We start from the raw sequence: 17516 nt of genomic DNA, 5'->3' as shown, positions 1-17516 counted from the left end.
TCCACGGCACGCTGACCACCGCAGCCATCGTGATCTGGCTCCGCGATCTCATCAAAGAGCCATCGGACACGCCCTAGCCCGCTCTTGGCTCCGTCCCCGCGCTTCCCTCGACCGACCCCTCTGGTCCGTATGCCGGCGGGGGTGGGCACGACATCACCGCACACTCGCCGTCGCTTCAGCTGCGGCTGAGGCGGGAGAGGACACCGAATCGTGAATACTCGTGCCGCTGCGCCCCGGTTCGCCGGGCCGAGCCCGCTCGGAGAAAGCGGCTTCCGTACCGGCGTCGGCTGGCACCTGCAGGCGCTCGGCAGGGGCAAATGCGCCGAGGCGCGCCCGCAAGGTGACGCTTGTAGCGGGGGTGACCAGACCGGTCACGCCGGCGAGCAGCACCAGCATGGGCAGACTCAGCACCAGCCCCATGCACGCCGTTGCTACGCCTTGCACCACCCACGCCGCGCAGTACACGCCCATCCAGCCGCTTGGGCGCCGATTGCTGGCAAGAGGGTTGCCCAGCAGTGCCCCGACGCCCACAGCAGCGGTCACAAGCCCGTAGACGGCCGCCCCAGCGCCGTACCGGGTGGCGAGCAGTGCCGGCATGCCGACAGCCGTCACGGCCGAGCAGAACAGCGCAACACCGTGCAGCCCGATCGCGAGGCCGACGCGGGGGTGCGCGCGAACCGTCGGCCAGGCTCGGACCGCCGGCCGCGCCCCGCCGGACCGCTCCGCCCCATCACCCCCGGCCGCCATGGCGTACCGCCGCGCCAGCCAGCCGAGCGCCACCGCGGATACCGCGAACGTCACCCCGTTCAGCGCGAAGAGCTGCACCTCGGATACGACGAGCAGCAGCAGACCGATACTCGCCGGACCCGCGATCCGGGCAATGCGCCCCGTGAGGTCGAACAGTCCTGTGACCTGTTGTACCCGCGCGGGCTCGACGAGATCTGGAACCAGCGCGCCGAGGTTCGGATCGAACAACGCTCCCAGAGTGCCGAGCAGCAACACCCCGACGAGTAGAAACGCCACGCCCTGCACGTCCGGTGACCACAGGAACGGCAACGCGACCGCGACCAGCGCCCGGGCCGCGTCGACACACGCCAGCCGCCCGAACGTCGAGAACCGTGCGACCGCATGGCGTCCGGCGGTGCCGAGCACGACGTACGGCAGCGACTCGACGACCGCGACCAGCCCCATGAGCGACGCCGAGCCGGTCGCGGCGTAGACGACCCACATCACCGCGAGGGCGTACAGCCGATCCCCGAGCACGGACAGGCTCTGTGCGAGCCACAGCACCAGTACGGGCCGCTGCCGGAGCAGCCGCAGGTAACTCACGTGCCCTCCGAGCCGGGGCGTAGGGACCGGAAGCGCTCGCCCCGGTGGAACCGGCGCCCACCCTAGGCCCCTCCGGGCGCACCGGGCCCGCCGATCTCCGACACCTCACACGAATGCGGCAGGGTCCGCGCGACACAGATCGGCTCTGCCCTACGACCGATGTCGCAGGGCAGGAACGAGGGGTCACCCCCTGTGCCCCGCGGGCACACTCAGGGCACAAGAACCAGGAAGACCCCGGAAAACGGCGGCAACTACTGAGGGTAGTTTTCGCACGTCATCCGGGCTTTTCTCGGATCAACGCAGGTCAGACGATCAATCGAGCGGTTCGCTCAACTACCGCTAGGCACGCGCCGCAGCACCCGGCTCCGGCCGGGGCCCACGACGCACGAGGCCGGGAACTCCCGTTCCCGGCCTCGTGCGTTGTGCCCTTCCTGTGGTCAGCGCGTGGCGAACGGCCGGTCCGTCGGGACGATTTCGCGACCGAGCGGCATCAACGAGACCGGGATCAGCTTGAAGTTGGCGATGCCCAGCGGGATTCCGATGATCGTCACGCACAGCGCGACGCCCGTGATGATGTGACCGAGCGCCAGCCACCAGCCCGCGAAGACGATCCAGATGACGTTGCCGATCAGCGAGCCGGCGCCTGCGTCGCGGCGTTCGACCGTCGTCCGGCCGAAGGGCCACAGGGCGTACGAAGCGATGCGGAACGACGCGATGCCGAAGGGGATCGTGACGATCAGGATGCAGCAGACGATGCCGGCCACCACATAGCCGAGCGCCATCCACAGCCCGCAGAGGACCAGCCAGACAATGTTCAGGATGAACCTCATGATGATTAGCCTCCCACGTGACCGGTTCTCCGACCACTGAGACGCCGGAGCCTTGATCGGCGGTTGCGCGCCCGTGCTGGTGGGAACCCTGATCCAGCCCCTAAGGGAGCGCTCGGGGTGGTGTGCGACGGCCCTGGGCGGGTGTCCCGGCGGGCCCGGGGCGACGGGTGTTCGGACGGTAGGGTCCCCCCCATGGACATGCCTCCTGATAGTCGGCTCGGCCTGGACATCAAGCGCGCCGAGCACGCCCTCATGTCCGCCAAGAGCGGCGCGGTCAAGGCAGCCGACCTGACGGTCGCCCAGTACGCGGCCCTGCTGGCCCTCGCACAGAATCCGGGCATGTCCGCCGCGGCGCTGGCCCGCGCCTGTCTGGTCACCCCGCAGGCCATGACGGCCGTCCTCAGGAACCTGGAGGGACGCGGCCTCATCGAGCGGTCGGCGCACCCCTGGCACCAGAAGATGCTGGAGACCCGGCTGACCGACGCCGGGCGGCAGGCCGTCGAGCTGGCCGACCGGCAGGCGGTACGGATCGAGCGCCGGCTGGCCGACGCATTCACCGACGAGGAGCGCGACAGCCTGCGCGCCCTGCTGGCGCGCTGCGTCCAGGCCATCCGCAGCGACGGCTGAGACGGGCCCCTCGCCCGGACGGCGCACCACCGCGCGCGGTGCGGCCTCCCGTGTGGTCAAGGTGGGTGGTCCAGCCCTTCCGGCTGGGACGACGACTAGGGACGAGGAGCTCCCATGCGCGCACACCGAACGACCCGCGGTGCCGTGGCCGTCATGGCCGCGGCGCTGGCACTCACCCCGGCCGTGACCGGCACCGCCCGCGCGGCGGCACCGAAGGACATCGACATCCAGACCTGCATCGACGGCGGCGGCATCCCCCGCGTCGACCTCGATCCGCAGGGGGGCGCCCTGTCCCCCGCGCTCAAGGTGGTCTGCGAGGGCGGAAAGTACAACGGGCAGCCCATCAACACGTGACCCGGCAGCGGCCCCGCACGACGGCCTCACGCCCGGCCGCTGCCCGGCGCCGGCGCGCCGGGCAGGGGCCGGGCGCCGGCGAGCAGACGTTGCTGCCAGTCGGAGGGGGGCAGAGGGCGGTCAGAGGGTGCGGTCGCCCGCCATCTGCTCCAGGCGGCTGATGCGCTCCCCCATCGGCGGGTGCGTGGAGAAGAGCTTGGACATGCCCGCCCCCGCCCGGAACGGGTTCGCGATCATCATGTGGCTCGCCGTCTCCAGCCGCGGCTCCGGCGGCAGCGGCAGCCGCTGCGTACCGGCCTCCAGCTTGCGCAGGGCGGAGGCGAGGGCGAGGGGGTCGCCGGTGAGGCGGGCGCCGGAGGCATCGGCCTCGTACTCGCGGGAGCGGCTGACGGCCAGCTGGATGAGGGAGGCCGCCACGGGACCGAGGATCATCACCATGATCATGCCGATGATGCCGGGGCCCTCGTCGTCGTCGGAACGGCCGACCGGGATCAGCCAGGCGAAGTTCACGAGGAACATCACCACCGAGGCGAGCGCGCCCGCCACCGACGAGATGAGGATGTCGCGGTTGTAGACGTGGCTGAGCTCGTGGCCGATGACGCCGCGCAGCTCGCGCTCGTCGAGCAGGCGCAGGATGCCCTCGGTGCAGCAGACGGCGGCGTTGCGCGGGTTGCGGCCCGTGGCGAAGGCGTTGGGGGCCTCCGTCGGGGAGATGTACAGGCGGGGCATGGGCTGGCGGGCGGCGGTGGAGAGCTCGCGGACCATGCGGTAGAGCTGGGGAGCCTCGAACTCGCTGACCGGCCGGGCCCGCATCGCCCGCAGGGCGAGCTTGTCGCTGTTCCAGTAGGCGTAGGCGTTGGTGCCGAGCGCCACCAGGACCGCGATGATCAGGCCCGTACGCCCGAACAGGCTGCCGATGACGATGATGAGCGCGGACAGGCCCCCGAGGAGCACGGCTGTCCTGAGCCCGTTGTGCCGGCGGTGCACGGTACGCCCTCCAAATGGTGCAGCAGGGGAACCCTTGAACCAGTGGAACCTTTCGAACTGGTCAACGCCAGACGAGGGCCGCTAGTTCCCTTGTGCACGCGGACCGGAGCCGCGCCATTCGGGTGACGCAGCTCCGGCGGGCGGCTACAGCAGCGCCTGCGAGGCGAAGCGCAGGACCAGTTGCGGGGCGCCGGAGAGGACCACGCCCAGGGCGGCGGCCAGGGCGATGGCCGCGGTGAGGGGCGCGGGGACGTGCAGCCGCGGCTGCACGGCGCGCCCGCCGCCCTCGGCGGCCGCCTCCGCGCCTTCCGCGCCCTCGGCGTCCTCTGCGCGGCGGAAGAGGACCGCCGTCCACTGCAGGTAGTAGTACAGCGCGATCACGACGTTGAGGGCCATGACGACCGCCAGCCAGCCCAGCCCCGCGTCGACCGCGGCCGAGAAGACCGTGACCTTGGCGAAGAGGCCGATGATGCCCGGCGGCAGGCCCGCCAGGCAGAGCAGGAAGAAGCCGAGGGCGAGGGCGGCGAGCGGGCTGCGGTGGTAGAGGCCGCGGTAGTCGGTGATGCGGTTGTCCGGGCTCGTACGGGCGACGAGGGCGGCGACCGCGAAGGCGCCGAGGTTCACGGCGGCGTACATCAGGGCGTACGCGACGGTGGAGCCGATGGCGTTGCCGGGCCCGTCGGCGTAGCCGGCGGCGGCGATCGGGACGAGGAGGTAGCCCGCCTGGCCGACGGAGGACCAGGCCAGCAGGCGTACGGCGCTGTGCCGGCGCTCCGGGCGCTGGCGGAGCGCGGCGACGTTGCCCGCGGTCATGGTGAGTGCGGCGAGGACGGCGAGGGCGGGGGCCCACACGTCGGAGTACGTGGGGAAGGCGACGACGGTCACGAGGATGAGGCCGGTGAAGCCGACGGCCTTGCCGATGACCGACAGGTAGGCGGCGACGGGCAGCGGTGCGCCCACGTAGGTGTCGGGCACCCAGAAGTGGAAGGGGGCGGCCGCGGTCTTGAAGGCGAAGCCCACCAGGGTCAGGGCGACGCCGGCCCGGGCGAGGACGGCCAGGCGCGGGTCGACGTCGGCGAGGCCGTCGGCGACCTGGGTCAGGTGCAGGGTGCCGGTGGCCGCGTAGACGAAGCTGATGCCGAGGAGGGTGACCGCGGTCGCGGTGACCGAGGAGAGGAAGAACTTCAGCGCCGCCTCGGCGGAGCGCGCGTCGCCGCGCCGCAGGCCGACGAGGGCGAAGGCGGGCAGCGAGGCCACTTCGAGGGCCACGACGAGCGTGGCGAGGTCGCGGGAGGCGGGCAGCAGGGCGGCGCCGGCCGCGGAGGACAGCAGCAGGAACCAGAATTCGCCCGCGGGGAGTTTGAGATCGGCGATCGCGTGAACGGACACAAGCGCCGTGAGCAGGGCACCGCCGAGCACCAGGAGCTGGATGACGAGCGTGAAGTGGTCCGCCGTGTAGCTGCAGGCGTCGCCGGCGTCCGTGGCCGTCAGGCAGAAGGTGGAGCGGTCGCCGTCCAGCAGCGGCAGCAGGCTCAGCGCGGCCAGGGCGAGGCCGGCCACGGCGAGCCACCCGAGCACCGGCTTGCGGTTCTCGGGGAGGAAGAGGTCGGCCACCAGGATCACCAGGGCCACGACGGCCGCGACGGTGGGCGGGGCGATGGCGAGCCAGTCGACGGACTGGACCAGGGAGCCCATCACTTGCCTCCTGCGAGGAGCTGCTGAACGGCCGGGTCGGTGAGGCCGAGGAGGGCCGCGGGCCAGAGTCCGGCGAGGACGGTGAGGACGACGAGGGGGGTCCAGGCGGCGAACTCGTAGCTTTGGACGTCGGCGAACGGGCCGGGCCCGGAGGGGGCGGTGGCGGGCGTCACGCCGTCCCCGTCGCCGTCGCCGCCCATGCACACCCGGCGCACGACGACGAGCAGGTAGGCGGCCGTCAGCAGCGTTCCGAGACCGGCCAGGGCCATGAACGTGAGGAACGCGGGGCGGCTGAGGCCGTCGGCGGGGCGGAACGAGGCGAACATCGCGAGCATCTCGCCCCAGAACCCGGCGAGGCCGGGCAGTCCCAGGGAGGCGACGGCGCCGAAGGCGAGGAGCCCGCCGAGGCGCGGGGCCCGGCCGTAGAGCGCCGCGCCGGTGGTGCCGGAGAGGCTGTCGAGGTCGCTGGTGCCGTAGCGGTCCTTGATGGCGCCGACGAGGAAGAACAGGAGGCCGGTGATCAGGCCGTGGGCGATGTTGGCGAAGAGCGCGCCGTTGACCCCGGTGGGGGTGAGGGTGGCGATGCCCAGGAGCACGAAGCCCATGTGGCCGACGGACGAGTAGGCGATCAGGCGCTTGAGGTCGCCCTTGGCGCCGCTGCGGGCGAGGGCGAGGCAGACCAGGGAGCCGTAGACGATGCCGACGGCCGCGAAGGCGGCGAGGTAGGGCGCGAAGGTGTGTGCACCGTCCGGCGTGATCGGCAGGACGATGCGGACGAATCCGTACGTGCCCATCTTCAGCAGCACGCCCGCCAGGAGCACCGAGCCGACGGTCGGGGCGGCGGTGTGGGCGTCGGGCAGCCAGCTGTGCAGGGGCCACATCGGGGCCTTGACGGCCAGCCCCACGCCGATGGCCAGAACGGCGATGAGCTGCGTGGTGTGACTGAGCGACGACCCGTTGTCAGTGGCGAGTGCCACCATGTCGAACGTGCCGCCCTTGATGCCGATGAGGAGGAGGCCGAGCAGCATCACGACGGAGCCGAGCAGCGTGTAGAGGATGAAGCGCCACGCGGCGCGCTCACGGCCCTCACCGCCCCAGCGGGCGATGAGGAAGTACATCGGGACGAGCACCATCTCGAACGCCAGGAAGAACAGCATCAGGTCGAGGACGGCGAAGGTCGCGAGGGTGCCGGACTCCAGGACGAGGATCAGCGCGACGAATGCCTTCGGGGACGGGCCCGCGGGCATGCGGTGGTAGCTGTACAGCGCGCAGAGGAAGGTCAGCAGCGCGGTCAGGACGAGGAGGGGGAGCGAGACGCCGTCCACGCCGAGGTGGATCCGGATGCCGAGGGCGGGGATCCAGCTGATGTCGGTGGTCGCCTGCATGCGTGCCGGCTGGTCGTGGTCGAAGCCGGCGGCGAGGGCGACGGACAGGGCGAGCACGGCGCCCGTGACGGTGACGCCGTGCCGGAGCACGGCCTGCTCGGGGCTCTTGCCCTTCAGGCCGGGCGGGGCCGGGAGCAGGGCGGCGACGGCTCCGACGAGGGGGACGACGACGATCGCAGCGAGGAGGATCTGCATGACGGTATGACTCACGGTCAGGCTCCGGTGGCTACGAGAACGGCGGCGACGGCCAGGACGACGGAGCCGGCGAGCAGGGCGCTGAGGTAGGTCTGCACGTTGCCGGTCTGGGCGCGGCGGACGGCCGCGCCGAGCAGGCCGGGGGCGGCACCCGCGCCGCGCACGTACGTCTCGACGACCTCGCGGTCGAGGAAGTGGGCGAGGCGGGCGGCGCCGCGCACGGGCCGGACGAAGAGTGCGGCGTAGACGGCGTCGAGGTGGAAGCCGCTGACCGCGTGGCGGTGCAGGGGGCCGAGCAGCAGCCTGCTCGGGTCGCCGGGGTCGCAGGCGGCGGCGATGCCGCCGTACGCCTGCTCGTGGGTGGCGATGGCCTCGATCTCGGAGACGGCGGGGGCCGCTTCCGGGTCGGCGGCCACGGCGCCCAGGGGGGCCCGGGCGGTGGCCACGACGGTCTTGCGCCAGGCCGCGTACATGACGATCACGCCGGCGAGGGCGCAGCCGGTGGAGAGGACGGACGTGGTGAGCGTCGGGGTCAGCGAGCCCCCGTCGAACCAGGCGGGCAGCTTCCAGGCGGCCAGCCCGAAGGCGACGGTGGGGAGGAAGAGGACCCACAGGACGCCGTTCATGGCGAGCGGCTCGCGGCCGTGGCCGGCGGCCTCGGCGCCCTTGCCGTGGAAGGCGAGCAGCCACAGGCGGGTGGCGTAGCCGGCGGTGAGGAGGGCGGTGACGAGGCCGGCGACCAGGACGGTCCAGCCCGCCGCGGCGGGGATGCCGTGCCCGTTGCCCTGGGCGGCGTGCTCGGCGGCGCCGAGCACGGCCTCCTTGGAGAAGAAGCCGCTGAAGGGAGGGATCGCGGCGAGGGCCAGGAGACCGGCGGTCATCGTCCAGTAGGCGTCGGGGATGCGCTTGGCCAGGCCGCTCATGCGGGCCATTGCGGCCAGCGAGTTCGTCCCCGCCGCGTGGATGATCACGCCTGCGCAGAGGAAGAGGAGGGCCTTGAAGGCGCCGTGCGAGATGAGGTGGAAGACGGCCGCGCCGCGGTCGCCGACGGCCAGGGCTCCGGTCATGTAGCCGAGCTGGCCGACGGTGGAGTAGGCGAGGACGCGCTTGATGTCGTCCTGGGCCAGGGCGGCGAGCGCCGAGCCGACCATCGTGACGGCGGCCATGACGGCGAGCACGACCAGCGCCGCCGTGGAGGCGGCGAAGACGGGGAGGAGCCGGGCGACGACGTAGACGCCGGCCGCGACCATCGTCGCGGCGTGGATCAGCGCGGACACCGGGGTGGGGCCGGCCATGGCGTCGGGCAGCCAGGTGTGCAGCGGGAACTGCGCGGACTTGCCCGCGACGCCGGCCAGGAGCAGCAGGGCGACGAGCGTGGGGTGGTCGATGCCGCCGGAGACGGCGGTGGTGAGGATGCCGTTGATCCGGAACGTTCCGGCGTCGGCGGCCAGCGCGAAGATGCCGATCAGGAAGGGGACGTCGCCGAGCTTGGTGACCAGGAACGCCTTGAGGGAGGCGGCCCGGGCGGCCTCGGTCTCCCAGTAGTGGCCGACGAGGAAGTACGAGCAGATGCCCATGATCTCCCAGCCGACCAGCAGCACCATCAGGTCGCCGGAGTAGACCACCAGCAGCATCGCGGAGGTGAAGAGGGAGACGAGCGCCGCGTACGAGGGGTAGCGGGGATCGTCGCGCAGGTAGGCGGTCGAGTACAGCTGCACGCAGGTCGCCACGGTCCCGACGAGCACGGCGAGCAGGACGGCGAAGCCGTCGAGGTGCAGGGCGAGGTCGATGGGCACGGACCCGGTGGGGGTGAGCCGCGTGGCGGCGTCGATGGCCGCGTCGCCGCCCCCGCCCTGCCGCCAGGCCACGACGACGGCCAGGACGGCGGCGGCGAGCGTGGGCAGCACGGCCAGGGGCCGGGCGAAGCCGGGGGCGCGGCGGCCCGTCAGCAGCCCCGCGATCGCGCCGAGGAACGGCAGGAGGAGGACGAGTACGGCGGTGGTCGTGGTGCTCACGCGGCGGCCTCCGCCTTCTGCTCACGGTCGGCGGGTTCGGTCGCTGCGTCCGGCGCCGTCTCGCTGAGGTCGCGGAGCCGGTCGATGTCGGCGGTGCCGCGGTTGCGGTGGACGAGCAGGACGATCGCCAGGCCGATGCCGATCTCGGCAGCGGCGATGGCGATGGTGAAGAGGGTGAGGGCCTGGCCCGCGTGGAGCTCGTCGCGCAGCCACACGTCGAAGGCGACGAGGTTGAGGTTGACGGCGTTGAGCATCAGCTCGACGGACATCAGGACGAGGATCGCGTTGCGCCGGGCGAGGACGCCGTAGAGGCCCACGCAGAAGAGGAGGGCGGCGAGGACGGCCGGGTAGACGAGATGCATCAGTGCTCCTCGTTCTTCCTGCGGGACAGGACGATCGCGCCGACGAGCGCGGCGAGCAGCAGCACGGACAGCGCCTCGAACGGCAGCACCCAGTGCCGGAAGAGGATCTCTCCGGTGACCTCGGTGGTGCCCTGCGGCGCGCCGTCGAGGTCGATCCAGGTCGCGCGGAAGGCGTCGACGACCACCCAGACGAGCGACGCCGCCGCGGCGGCGGCCACGGCGAGGGCGGCCCAGCGGTTGCCGGAGTCCGCGTCCGGGGAGCGGCCGATGGGGGCCTTGGTGAGCATGAGCCCGAAGAGGAGGAGGACCACGACGGAGCCGACGTAGATCAGGACCTGCACCCAGGCGATGAACTCCGCCGTCAGCAGGAGGTACTCCACGGCGAGCCCGCCGAGGGCGACCACCAGCCACAGGGCGGCGTGCACCAGCTGCCGGGTGGTCACGCTGACGACGGCGGCGCCGAGAGTGACGATGCCGACCAGCAGGAAGGCGATCTCGACGCCGGTCGGGGAGAGGAAGCCGTGCGCGTGCGGGTTCGCGGCGAGCACGGCGGTGGCGATTCCGGTGCCGGATCCGGTGCCGGTCATGCCTCTCCCTCCTGTTCCTTGGCCTGGGCCTGTTCCTGGGCCTGTGCGGCCAGCTTCTCGGCCGTCTTGCGGGCCGCCGCGATCTCCTTCGGCTCCTCGGCCGCCGGGTCGAGCGCGGGCGGCTCGGGCACGGTCCACATCCACTCGCGGAGCTTGTCGCGCTCGTGGGTGAGGTCGTGGATGTCGGTCTCGGCGTACTCGAACTCCGGCGACCAGAACAGTGCGTCGAAGGGGCACACCTCGATGCAGATGCCGCAGTACATGCACAGCGCGAAGTCGATCGCGAAGCGGTCGAGGACGTTGCGGCTGCGTTCGCGGCCGCCGGGGGTGGCGGCGGGCACCGTCTCCTTGTGGGAGTCGATGTAGATGCACCAGTCGGGGCACTCGCGGGCGCACAGCATGCACACCGTGCAGTTCTCCTCGAACAGCCCGATGACGCCGCGCGTGCGGGGCGGCAGTTCGGGCTGGACGTCGGGGTACTGCGCGGTGACCGAGCGACGGGTCATCGTGCGCAGGGTGACGGCCAGGCCCTTGGCCAGGCCGGAGCCGGGAATGGGCACTACTGGGTCACCACCTTGACGACGCCGGTCAGCGCGATCTGCGCGAGGGCGAGCGGAATGAGGACGGTCCAGGCCAGCTTCTGCAGCTGGTCCTCGCGCAGCCGGGGATAGGTCACGCGCAGCCAGATCACGACGAAGGCCAGCACCGCCGTCTTGAGCAGCGTCCACAGCCAGCCGAGGCCGTCGGCCCCGAAGGGGCCGTGCCACCCGCCGAGGAAGAGGACGGTCGTCAGGCCGCAGAGGACGACGATGCCCGCGTACTCGGAGAGGAGGAACATCGCGAAGCGCAGGCCCGTGTACTCGGTGTACGCACCGAAGATGATCTCCGAGTCGGCGACGGGCATGTCGAACGGCGGGCGCTGCAGCTCGGCGAGGCCGGCCGTGAAGAAGACGATCCCGCCGACGATCTGCCACGGCACCCACCACCAGTGGAACGCGTCCACGATGCCCGGCAGCGAGACGGTGCCCGCGGCCATGGCCACCGAGGCGGCGGTGAGCACCATCGGCAGCTCGTACGCCAGCAGCTGGGCGGCGGTCCGCAGACCGCCGAGCAGCGAGAACTTGTTCGCCGAGGCCCAGCCGGCCATCAGCGAGCCGAGAACGCCGACGCCCATGACGGCGAGGACGAAGAAGATGCCGGCGTCGACGAACTGGCCGACCGCGTTGCCGGGGCCGACCGGGATCGCGACCAGCACGAGCAGGTAGGGGAGCAGCGCCACGGCAGGTGCGAGCTGGAAGACCCTGCGGTCCGCGCCCGCGGGCACGATGTCTTCCTTCTGCGCGAACTTCACACCGTCCGCGACGAGCTGCGCCCAGCCGTGGAAGCCACCGGCGTACATGGGGCCGAGGCGGCCCTGCATGTGGGCCATGACCTTGTGCTCGGTCTGCCCGATGGCGAGCGGCAGCACGAGGAAGACGACGAAGACGCCCAGGAGACGCAGAACGACGTCAAGAGTGTCGCTGCTCATGCGGGCTCGCCTCCGGCGGGGTCGGTGTCGTCGTTCTCGGGCGCGCCGGTGGGCCGCCGACGGGCCGCGTCGGCGGGTGCGTCCGGCCTCTCGGCCGCGTCAGGGGCCGCACCGGCGGGTGCGTCCGGCGCCGCCGGGCTGCGCCGCGGGGGCTCAGCGCCGTCGCGGCGGGAAGAACCGGGCTCAGCAGCCCCTGCCGGGGCCTCCGGCCTCTCGGCCGCGTCGGGGGCCGCACCGGCAGGTGCGTCCGGCGCCGCCGGGCTGCGCCGCGGGGGCTCAGCGCCGTCGCGGCGGGAAGAACCGGGCTCAGCAGCCCCTGCCGGGGCCTCCGGCTGCCCGGCGGTGTCGGGGGTCGGCTTTGCCGGGGATTCGTCGAAGGCAGGGCGGGCGTGGTGCCAGGGGGCGTCGGACGAGCGCGGGGCCGGGCGGGTCGGGACGGCGGGCTCTTCGCCGCCCGTCCCCTCTTCCACGCCCCGGGTCCCGGTCTGGCTCGCCGAGCCGTCGGCCGCACTGCGCGTACGACGCGGCACCGGCGCGGCGCCCTCGGCCTGGCTCGCCGAGCCATCCGCCGCACTCCGCGTACGACGCGGCACCGCCTCCGCTCCCGCCTGGCTCGCCGAACCCTCCGCCGCGCTGCGCGTACGACGCGGCACCGGCGCGGCGCCCTCGGCCTGGCTCGCCGAACCCTCCGCCGCACTCCGCGTACGACGCGGCACCGCCTCCGCTCCCGCCTGGCTCGCCGAGCCCTCGCTCACGCTGCGGGTGCGGCGCGGGGTGGTCTCCGCGCCGCCTTCCGTCGGGGTGGCGCGGCGGCCGGCGGGTGCTGTGCGGGGGGTGCGGGCCGGGCGGGCGGGGGCCGGGGGGAGCTGGCCCTTGAGGGGGCCCCACTCGTTCGGGTCGGGGACTCCCGGCGGGAGCATCTGGCGGCGCTTGGGGCCGCCCTCCGCCGACTCGCCGGGCTCCTTCGCCCCCGGCCACGCCTTGACCACGCGCGCCGCCAGGACGAAGTCCTTGCGCAGCGGGTGGCCCTCGAAGCCCTCGGGCAGCAGCAGCGGAACAAGGTGCGGGTGGCCGGGGAAGTCGATGCCGAACATCTCGTGCGTCTCGCGCTCGTGCCACGCCGCACCGGCGTAGACGCCGACGGCCGTGGCCAGCGCGGGAGCCTCGTGCGGCACGGTGGTGCGCAGCAGCAGGCGGCGGGTGGCCGCAGCGCCTTCGCCGCCCGGCAGCGCCGCGACGTGGGCGCACACGCAAAAGCCCGTGCCGGGCTCGTCGACGGCGCTCAGCCAGTCGAAGAAGGTGCAGCCCAGCCGGTCCCGTGCCGTTTCGAGCGCGGCGATCCACCGCTCGGCCGGGACGTCGACCGTGAGCAGCCCGTACGCCTCCGCGGCCGTGGCGCCCTCGCCGAACAGGTCCGTGGCCGTGCCCGGCAGCCAGGCCACCACAGCCTCCGCCGGCTCCATCGGTTCCGTCGGCTCCGTCGGCTCCGTCGGCTCGCTCATCGCTCCGTCTCCCCGGAGTCCGGCGCCGCGCCCGGGGCCGGGGCAGGCGGGGGGCTCACCAGGCCGCTGCGGAGCTCCGCAGCGGAGGCCCGGCCGCCGCCGACGGAGCCGTAGCGCTCGCCCAGCGACTCCTGCGCGATCTTCTCCTGCAGCTTGATGATGCCCTGCAGCAGCGCCTCGGGGCGCGGCGGGCAGCCCGGCACGTACACGTCCACCGGGATGATCTGGTCGACGCCCTTGGTGACGGAGTACGAGTCCCAGTAGGGGCCGCCGCAGTTCGAGCAGGCACCGAAGGAGATCACGTACTTCGGCTCGGGCATCTGCTCGTAGAGCCGCTTCACGGCCGGGGCCATCTTGTCCGTCACCGTGCCGGAGACGATCATGAGGTCGGCCTGGCGGGGGCCCGGCGCGAAGGGGATGACGCCGAGCCGGATGAAGTCGTGGCGCGCCATGGACGCGGCGATGAACTCGATCGCGCAGCAGGCGAGCCCGAAGTTGAAGACCCACAGGCTGTAGCGGCGGCCCCAGTTCAGGACCACCTTCATGGGCTCGGGGGCCAGGCGGGCCAGCGGCCCGAGGCGGCGGGGCTCGGGGAGGTCCACGGCGGGTGTCACGTCCACTCCAGGACGCCCTTCTTCCATGCGTACAACAGGCCCACGGCGAGGAAGCCGAGGAAGATGAACATCTCCACCAGCGTCGCTCCGCCGAAGCCCGGCGCGGCGAACACCGTCGCCCAGGGGAACAGGAAGATCGAGTCCACTGCGAAGATCACGTAGAGGAAGGCGTAGACGTAGTACCGCACCTGGGTGTGCGCCCAGCCCTCGCCCACGGGGTCGACCCCGCACTCGTACGTGAGCAGCTTCTCGGGCGTCGGAACCACCGGTCGCAGCAGCCGTGCGGCCCCGAAGGCCACGGCGACGAAGAGCACGCCGACGACGGCGAGCAGTCCGACCACCGCATAGCTGTGGAAGTAGTCCGCCGCGAGCTGGACATCGGCGCTCCTGGTGCGCACGGTCGCCTCCGGCACGTCCGCCCCTCGCTCCCTGTCCTGTTTGTTCGACGATCTGTACGCACGCGAGTCTAGGCCCTGCCGGGCCGAGGGTGAGCAGCGCTGCCATGCCGGAGGTGGGGTTATCCCTACACGTGCGCACCCATGACCCCCATGGCGGGGGGTGGTCCGGTCCGGGCAGGCTTGGCCCATGACCGCCCAGACCGCGACCAGCGGAATCTCCACCGAAGCCGCCCCCGAGAACGACGACCGGCTGCCTCCCGTCCGCTTCGCCTTCGGCCGCGGGACGTGGAAGGAGGTCGCGCACCTCCTGCTCAATCTGCCCGAGGGGATCATCGGTTTCCTCTACGTCTCCCTCTGGCTGTACGCGGGCGCGGCGCTGTCGATCACCGTGGTCGGGCTGCCGCTGCTGGCGGCCGGGCTGACGGGCGCGCGGGTCCTCGGCGCGCTGGAGCGTCGCCGGGCGCGGGCGCTGCTGGGGCTTCGGGTCGACGAGCCGAGCCGGCTGCCGCGGACGATGCGCCGGGGCGGCGACAGCGGCTTCATGGGCCGGCTGTGGACGCTGCTGAAGGACCCGGTGGCGTGGCGGAGCACGCTGTATTCGTTCATACGATTGCCATGGGGCGTCCTCACGTTCGGCGTCATCATGGTGGCGTTGTTCGTGGGCTGGCCGGTTCTGGGCCATCTTGCGCGGGGGCTGACGAACGTGGACCGGGCGATGGTGCGCGGCCTGCTGTCGCCGTCGAGCGAGCTGGAGCGGCGCATCGCCGAGCTGGAGCAGGACCGCGGGGTGGTCGTGGACACCGCCGCCGCCGACCTGCGCCGCATCGAGCGCGACCTGCACGACGGCGCCCAGGCCCGGCTCGTCGCCCTCGCCATGGGGCTGGGCCTGGCCAAGGAGAAGCTCCTGGAGGACCCGGAGACGGCCGCCAAGATGGTCGACGAGGCGCACGGCGAGGTGAAGCTCGCCCTGCAGGAGCTGCGCGACCTGGCCCGCGGCATCCACCCGGCGATCCTCACCGACCGCGGACTGGGCGCGGCCCTGTCGTCGGTGGCGGGGCGCTGCACGGTCCCGGTGACGGTGGCCGTGGACCTGCCGGCCCGGCCGGCGCCCGCGATCGAGGGCATCGCCTACTTCACCGTCTCCGAGCTGCTGCAGAACATCAGCAAGCACAGCGGGGCGCGCTCGGCCGGGGTCGAGCTGTGGCGGCGTGCGGACCGGCTGCTGATCCAGGTCCGGGACGACGGCAGGGGCGGCGCCTCGACCGGTTCCGGAAGCGGGCTGGCCGGGCTCGCGGAGCGGCTCGGCTCGGTGGACGGCCTGTTCGTCGTGGACTCCCCCGCCGGCGGCCCCACGGTCGTCACGGCGGAGGTGCCCTGGCGGGACCGTACGGCCGGCTGACCGCACCCATCGGCCCCCAGCCGAAGGCCCCCCGCCCCCGGGGGGTGGGGACAACCCCACCCCCAGGACACCGACCCGCCGCATGGTCCGCGCCCGCCCCGCGGAGGAGCCTGGAAGCAGCACAGGGGGCAGGACCCACCGACCGCACGGACGAAGGACGGCGAGGACGAGGACATGGCGATCGACTACGGAACGCACCGCACGGCCGGGAGGGCGCCCGGGCGTCACCGGGTGCCCGCGCTGCTGCGCGCACCGCTGGAGGCCCGCACCTGGGGCGCGTTCGTCTACCTCATGGTGGGCCTGCCCGTGGGCGTCGTCCTCTTCTCGCTCGTCCTCACCTTCACCACCCTCGGCTTCGGCCTGCTGATCACGTTCCTCGGCGTGCCGGTCCTGGCGGCCACCCTCCTGATGGCGCGCGGGCTGGGCGCCTTCGAGCGGGTCCGGGCCCGCGGGCTGCTGGGCCTCGACGTGGCCGGCCCGGGGCCCGTGCGCCCGGCGCGGCGCGGCGGCCGCGGCGCGGAGGGCGGGGCGCTGAGCTGGATGATGGCGGTCCTCAAGGACGGCGCGGCCTGGCGCCACGTGATCTACGCGCTGGTCCAGCTGCCGTGGTCGATCTTCGCCTTCACGGCCGCGTTCACGATGACGAGCGTGAGCTGGCTGCTGTTCCTCTACCCGGCGTACATGTGGATCTACCCCACGTACACGGACCAGCCGGGCATGCAGCTCTACGGGGACTCCGACGGGAAGGCCGTCTACCTCGACAACCCCTTCGAGACCGGGGCCGCCTGCGCCGCCGGCCTGGTCCTGGTGCTCCTGATGCCGTGGGTCGTGCGCGGCCTGGCGCAGGTGAGCGGGCTGCTGGTGACGGGGCTGCTCGGGCCGTCGCGGCTGACGGCGCGCGTGCGGGAGCTGGAGGAGGACCGCGGCGTGGTCGTCGACACCGCCGCCGCCGACCTGCGCCGCATCGAGCGCGAGCTGCACGACGGTGCCCAGGCCCGGCTGTCCGCCCTCGCCGTCGACCTCGGCGTGGCGAAGGAGAAGGTGCTGCAGGACCCGCAGGGCGCGGCGCGGATGGTCGACGACGCGCACGGCGAGGTGAAGATCGCGCTCAAGGAGCTGCGCGACCTGGCCCGCGGCATCCACCCCGCGATCCTCACCGACCGCGGCCTCGGCCCGGCCCTGTCGGCGCTGGCCGCCCGCTCCGGGGTGCCGGTGGCGGCCGAGGTGGACCTGCCGGCCCGCCCGGCGCCCGCGATCGAGGGCATCGCCTACTTCACCGTCTCCGAGCTGCTGCGGAACATCGGCAAGCACAGCGGGGCCCGGTCCGCCCGCGTGGACGTGTGGCGCTCGGCGGACCGGCTGATGATCCAGGTGTGGGACGACGGCCGCGGCGGCGCCCCGGCCGCCGGCGGCAGCGGGCTGGCCGGGCTCGCGGAGCGGCTGGACTCGGTCGACGGCCTGCTGGTGGTCGACTCCCCGGCCGGCGGTCCGACGACCGTGACGGCGGAGCTGCCCTGGCGCGGCTGACCCCCCGCCGCGCCCCCGCCGCGCCTGCCGCCGACCCGCCCCGCGCAGCCGGGCCGGCCCCCCCCCCCCGGCCCCGCACCCCTCTTCCGGCCCCGGAGCTCACCGCTCCGGGGCCGGAACTGCGATGCTGGTGCGGGTCCGCGCGTGGTGCGCGGGCCGTACCGGCGTGTTCTGGGGGCAGT

The 17516-nt window shown here is 73.1% G+C and carries 17 protein-coding genes; 4 read left to right on the top strand and 13 right to left on the bottom strand.

The window, feature by feature from the left end; translation table 11 throughout:
• Positions 1 to 153 precede the first annotated feature (153 nt).
• Both IE182_RS24910 and IE182_RS24905 read right to left on the bottom strand, forming a co-directional pair.
• Positions 154 to 1329 carry an MFS transporter gene (locus tag IE182_RS24910; protein ID WP_190112153.1) on the bottom strand — a complete coding sequence of 392 codons (1176 nt, stop codon included), beginning with the start codon at positions 1327 to 1329 and terminating at the stop codon, positions 154 to 156.
• Between the two features lie 437 nt (positions 1330 to 1766).
• Positions 1767 to 2159 (bottom strand): YccF domain-containing protein, encoded by a 393-nt coding sequence (locus tag IE182_RS24905; RefSeq protein WP_190112152.1) that lies wholly within the window; start codon positions 2157 to 2159, stop codon positions 1767 to 1769.
• 192 nt (positions 2160 to 2351) lie between these two features.
• Between IE182_RS24905 and IE182_RS24900 the strand changes: the two genes are divergently transcribed.
• Together IE182_RS24900 and IE182_RS24895 are read left to right on the top strand one after the other, a co-directional pair.
• Positions 2352 to 2786, top strand: coding sequence for a MarR family winged helix-turn-helix transcriptional regulator (locus IE182_RS24900; RefSeq protein WP_229845083.1), 435 nt, complete (start codon positions 2352 to 2354; stop codon positions 2784 to 2786).
• Between the two features lie 114 nt (positions 2787 to 2900).
• Positions 2901 to 3140 carry a hypothetical protein gene (locus tag IE182_RS24895; RefSeq protein ID WP_190112151.1) on the top strand — a complete coding sequence of 80 codons (240 nt, stop codon included), beginning with the start codon at positions 2901 to 2903 and terminating at the stop codon, positions 3138 to 3140.
• Positions 3141 to 3260: 120 nt separating this feature from the next.
• Here IE182_RS24895 and htpX read toward each other — a convergent pair whose 3' ends face one another.
• The 11 genes from htpX to IE182_RS24840 all read right to left on the bottom strand — a co-directional run bounded on the left by htpX (position 3261) and on the right by IE182_RS24840 (position 14423).
• Positions 3261 to 4127, bottom strand: coding sequence for a zinc metalloprotease HtpX (gene htpX, locus IE182_RS24890; RefSeq protein ID WP_190112150.1), 867 nt, complete (start codon positions 4125 to 4127; stop codon positions 3261 to 3263).
• A gap of 144 nt (positions 4128 to 4271) precedes the next feature.
• Complete coding sequence (locus IE182_RS24885; protein ID WP_190112149.1) at positions 4272 to 5822, bottom strand: NADH-quinone oxidoreductase subunit N; 1551 nt, start codon at positions 5820 to 5822, stop codon at positions 4272 to 4274.
• A complete protein-coding gene (locus IE182_RS24880; protein WP_190112165.1) occupies positions 5822 to 7402 on the bottom strand; it encodes a complex I subunit 4 family protein in 1581 nt (526 codons plus the stop codon). The genes IE182_RS24885 and IE182_RS24880 overlap by 1 nt, the downstream gene beginning before the upstream one ends.
• Positions 7403 to 7419: 17 nt before the next feature.
• The gene (locus tag IE182_RS24875) at positions 7420 to 9417 is read right to left on the bottom strand and encodes an NADH-quinone oxidoreductase subunit 5 family protein (RefSeq protein WP_190112148.1); all 1998 of its coding nucleotides are present in this window, start codon (positions 9415 to 9417) and stop codon (positions 7420 to 7422) included.
• Positions 9414 to 9779 (bottom strand): NADH-quinone oxidoreductase subunit NuoK, encoded by a 366-nt coding sequence (nuoK, locus tag IE182_RS24870; RefSeq protein ID WP_190112147.1) that lies wholly within the window; start codon positions 9777 to 9779, stop codon positions 9414 to 9416. The genes IE182_RS24875 and nuoK overlap by 4 nt, the downstream gene beginning before the upstream one ends.
• Entirely contained in the window at positions 9779 to 10366 is a 588-nt protein-coding gene (locus IE182_RS24865) for an NADH-quinone oxidoreductase subunit J family protein (RefSeq protein WP_190112146.1), read from the bottom strand. Before IE182_RS24865 ends, nuoK begins: the two co-directional genes overlap by 1 nt.
• Positions 10363 to 10872, bottom strand: coding sequence for a 4Fe-4S binding protein (locus IE182_RS24860; RefSeq protein ID WP_190112164.1), 510 nt, complete (start codon positions 10870 to 10872; stop codon positions 10363 to 10365). Before IE182_RS24860 ends, IE182_RS24865 begins: the two co-directional genes overlap by 4 nt.
• 53 nt (positions 10873 to 10925) lie before the next feature.
• On the bottom strand, positions 10926 to 11894 hold the full coding sequence (locus IE182_RS24855; RefSeq protein WP_190112145.1) for a complex I subunit 1/NuoH family protein: 969 nt from the start codon (positions 11892 to 11894) through the stop codon (positions 10926 to 10928).
• Positions 11891 to 13357, bottom strand: coding sequence for an NADH-quinone oxidoreductase subunit C (locus tag IE182_RS24850; protein ID WP_190112163.1), 1467 nt, complete (start codon positions 13355 to 13357; stop codon positions 11891 to 11893). Before IE182_RS24850 ends, IE182_RS24855 begins: the two co-directional genes overlap by 4 nt.
• 35 nt (positions 13358 to 13392) lie before the next feature.
• On the bottom strand, positions 13393 to 14037 hold the full coding sequence (locus IE182_RS24845; RefSeq protein WP_229845081.1) for an NADH-quinone oxidoreductase subunit B: 645 nt from the start codon (positions 14035 to 14037) through the stop codon (positions 13393 to 13395).
• Positions 14007 to 14423, bottom strand: a complete 417-nt coding sequence (locus IE182_RS24840) for an NADH-quinone oxidoreductase subunit A (RefSeq protein WP_190112143.1) — start codon at positions 14421 to 14423, stop codon at positions 14007 to 14009. Before IE182_RS24840 ends, IE182_RS24845 begins: the two co-directional genes overlap by 31 nt.
• 172 nt (positions 14424 to 14595) lie before the next feature.
• Here IE182_RS24840 and IE182_RS24835 point away from each other — a divergent pair, with 172 nt between their 5' ends.
• Both IE182_RS24835 and IE182_RS24830 read left to right on the top strand, forming a co-directional pair.
• A complete protein-coding gene (locus IE182_RS24835) occupies positions 14596 to 15807 on the top strand; it encodes a sensor histidine kinase (RefSeq protein ID WP_190112142.1) in 1212 nt (403 codons plus the stop codon).
• 174 nt (positions 15808 to 15981) lie between these two features.
• A complete protein-coding gene (locus tag IE182_RS24830; protein WP_190112141.1) occupies positions 15982 to 17334 on the top strand; it encodes a sensor histidine kinase in 1353 nt (450 codons plus the stop codon).
• The last annotated feature ends 182 nt before the right edge of the window (positions 17335 to 17516 follow it).

Source organism: Streptomyces cinnamoneus (assembly GCF_014650495.1).
Classification (GTDB): domain Bacteria; phylum Actinomycetota; class Actinomycetes; order Streptomycetales; family Streptomycetaceae; genus Streptomyces; species Streptomyces cinnamoneus.
The sequence above is the reverse complement of the archived record's forward strand: the minus strand, read 5'-3'. Positions and strand labels throughout refer to the sequence as shown.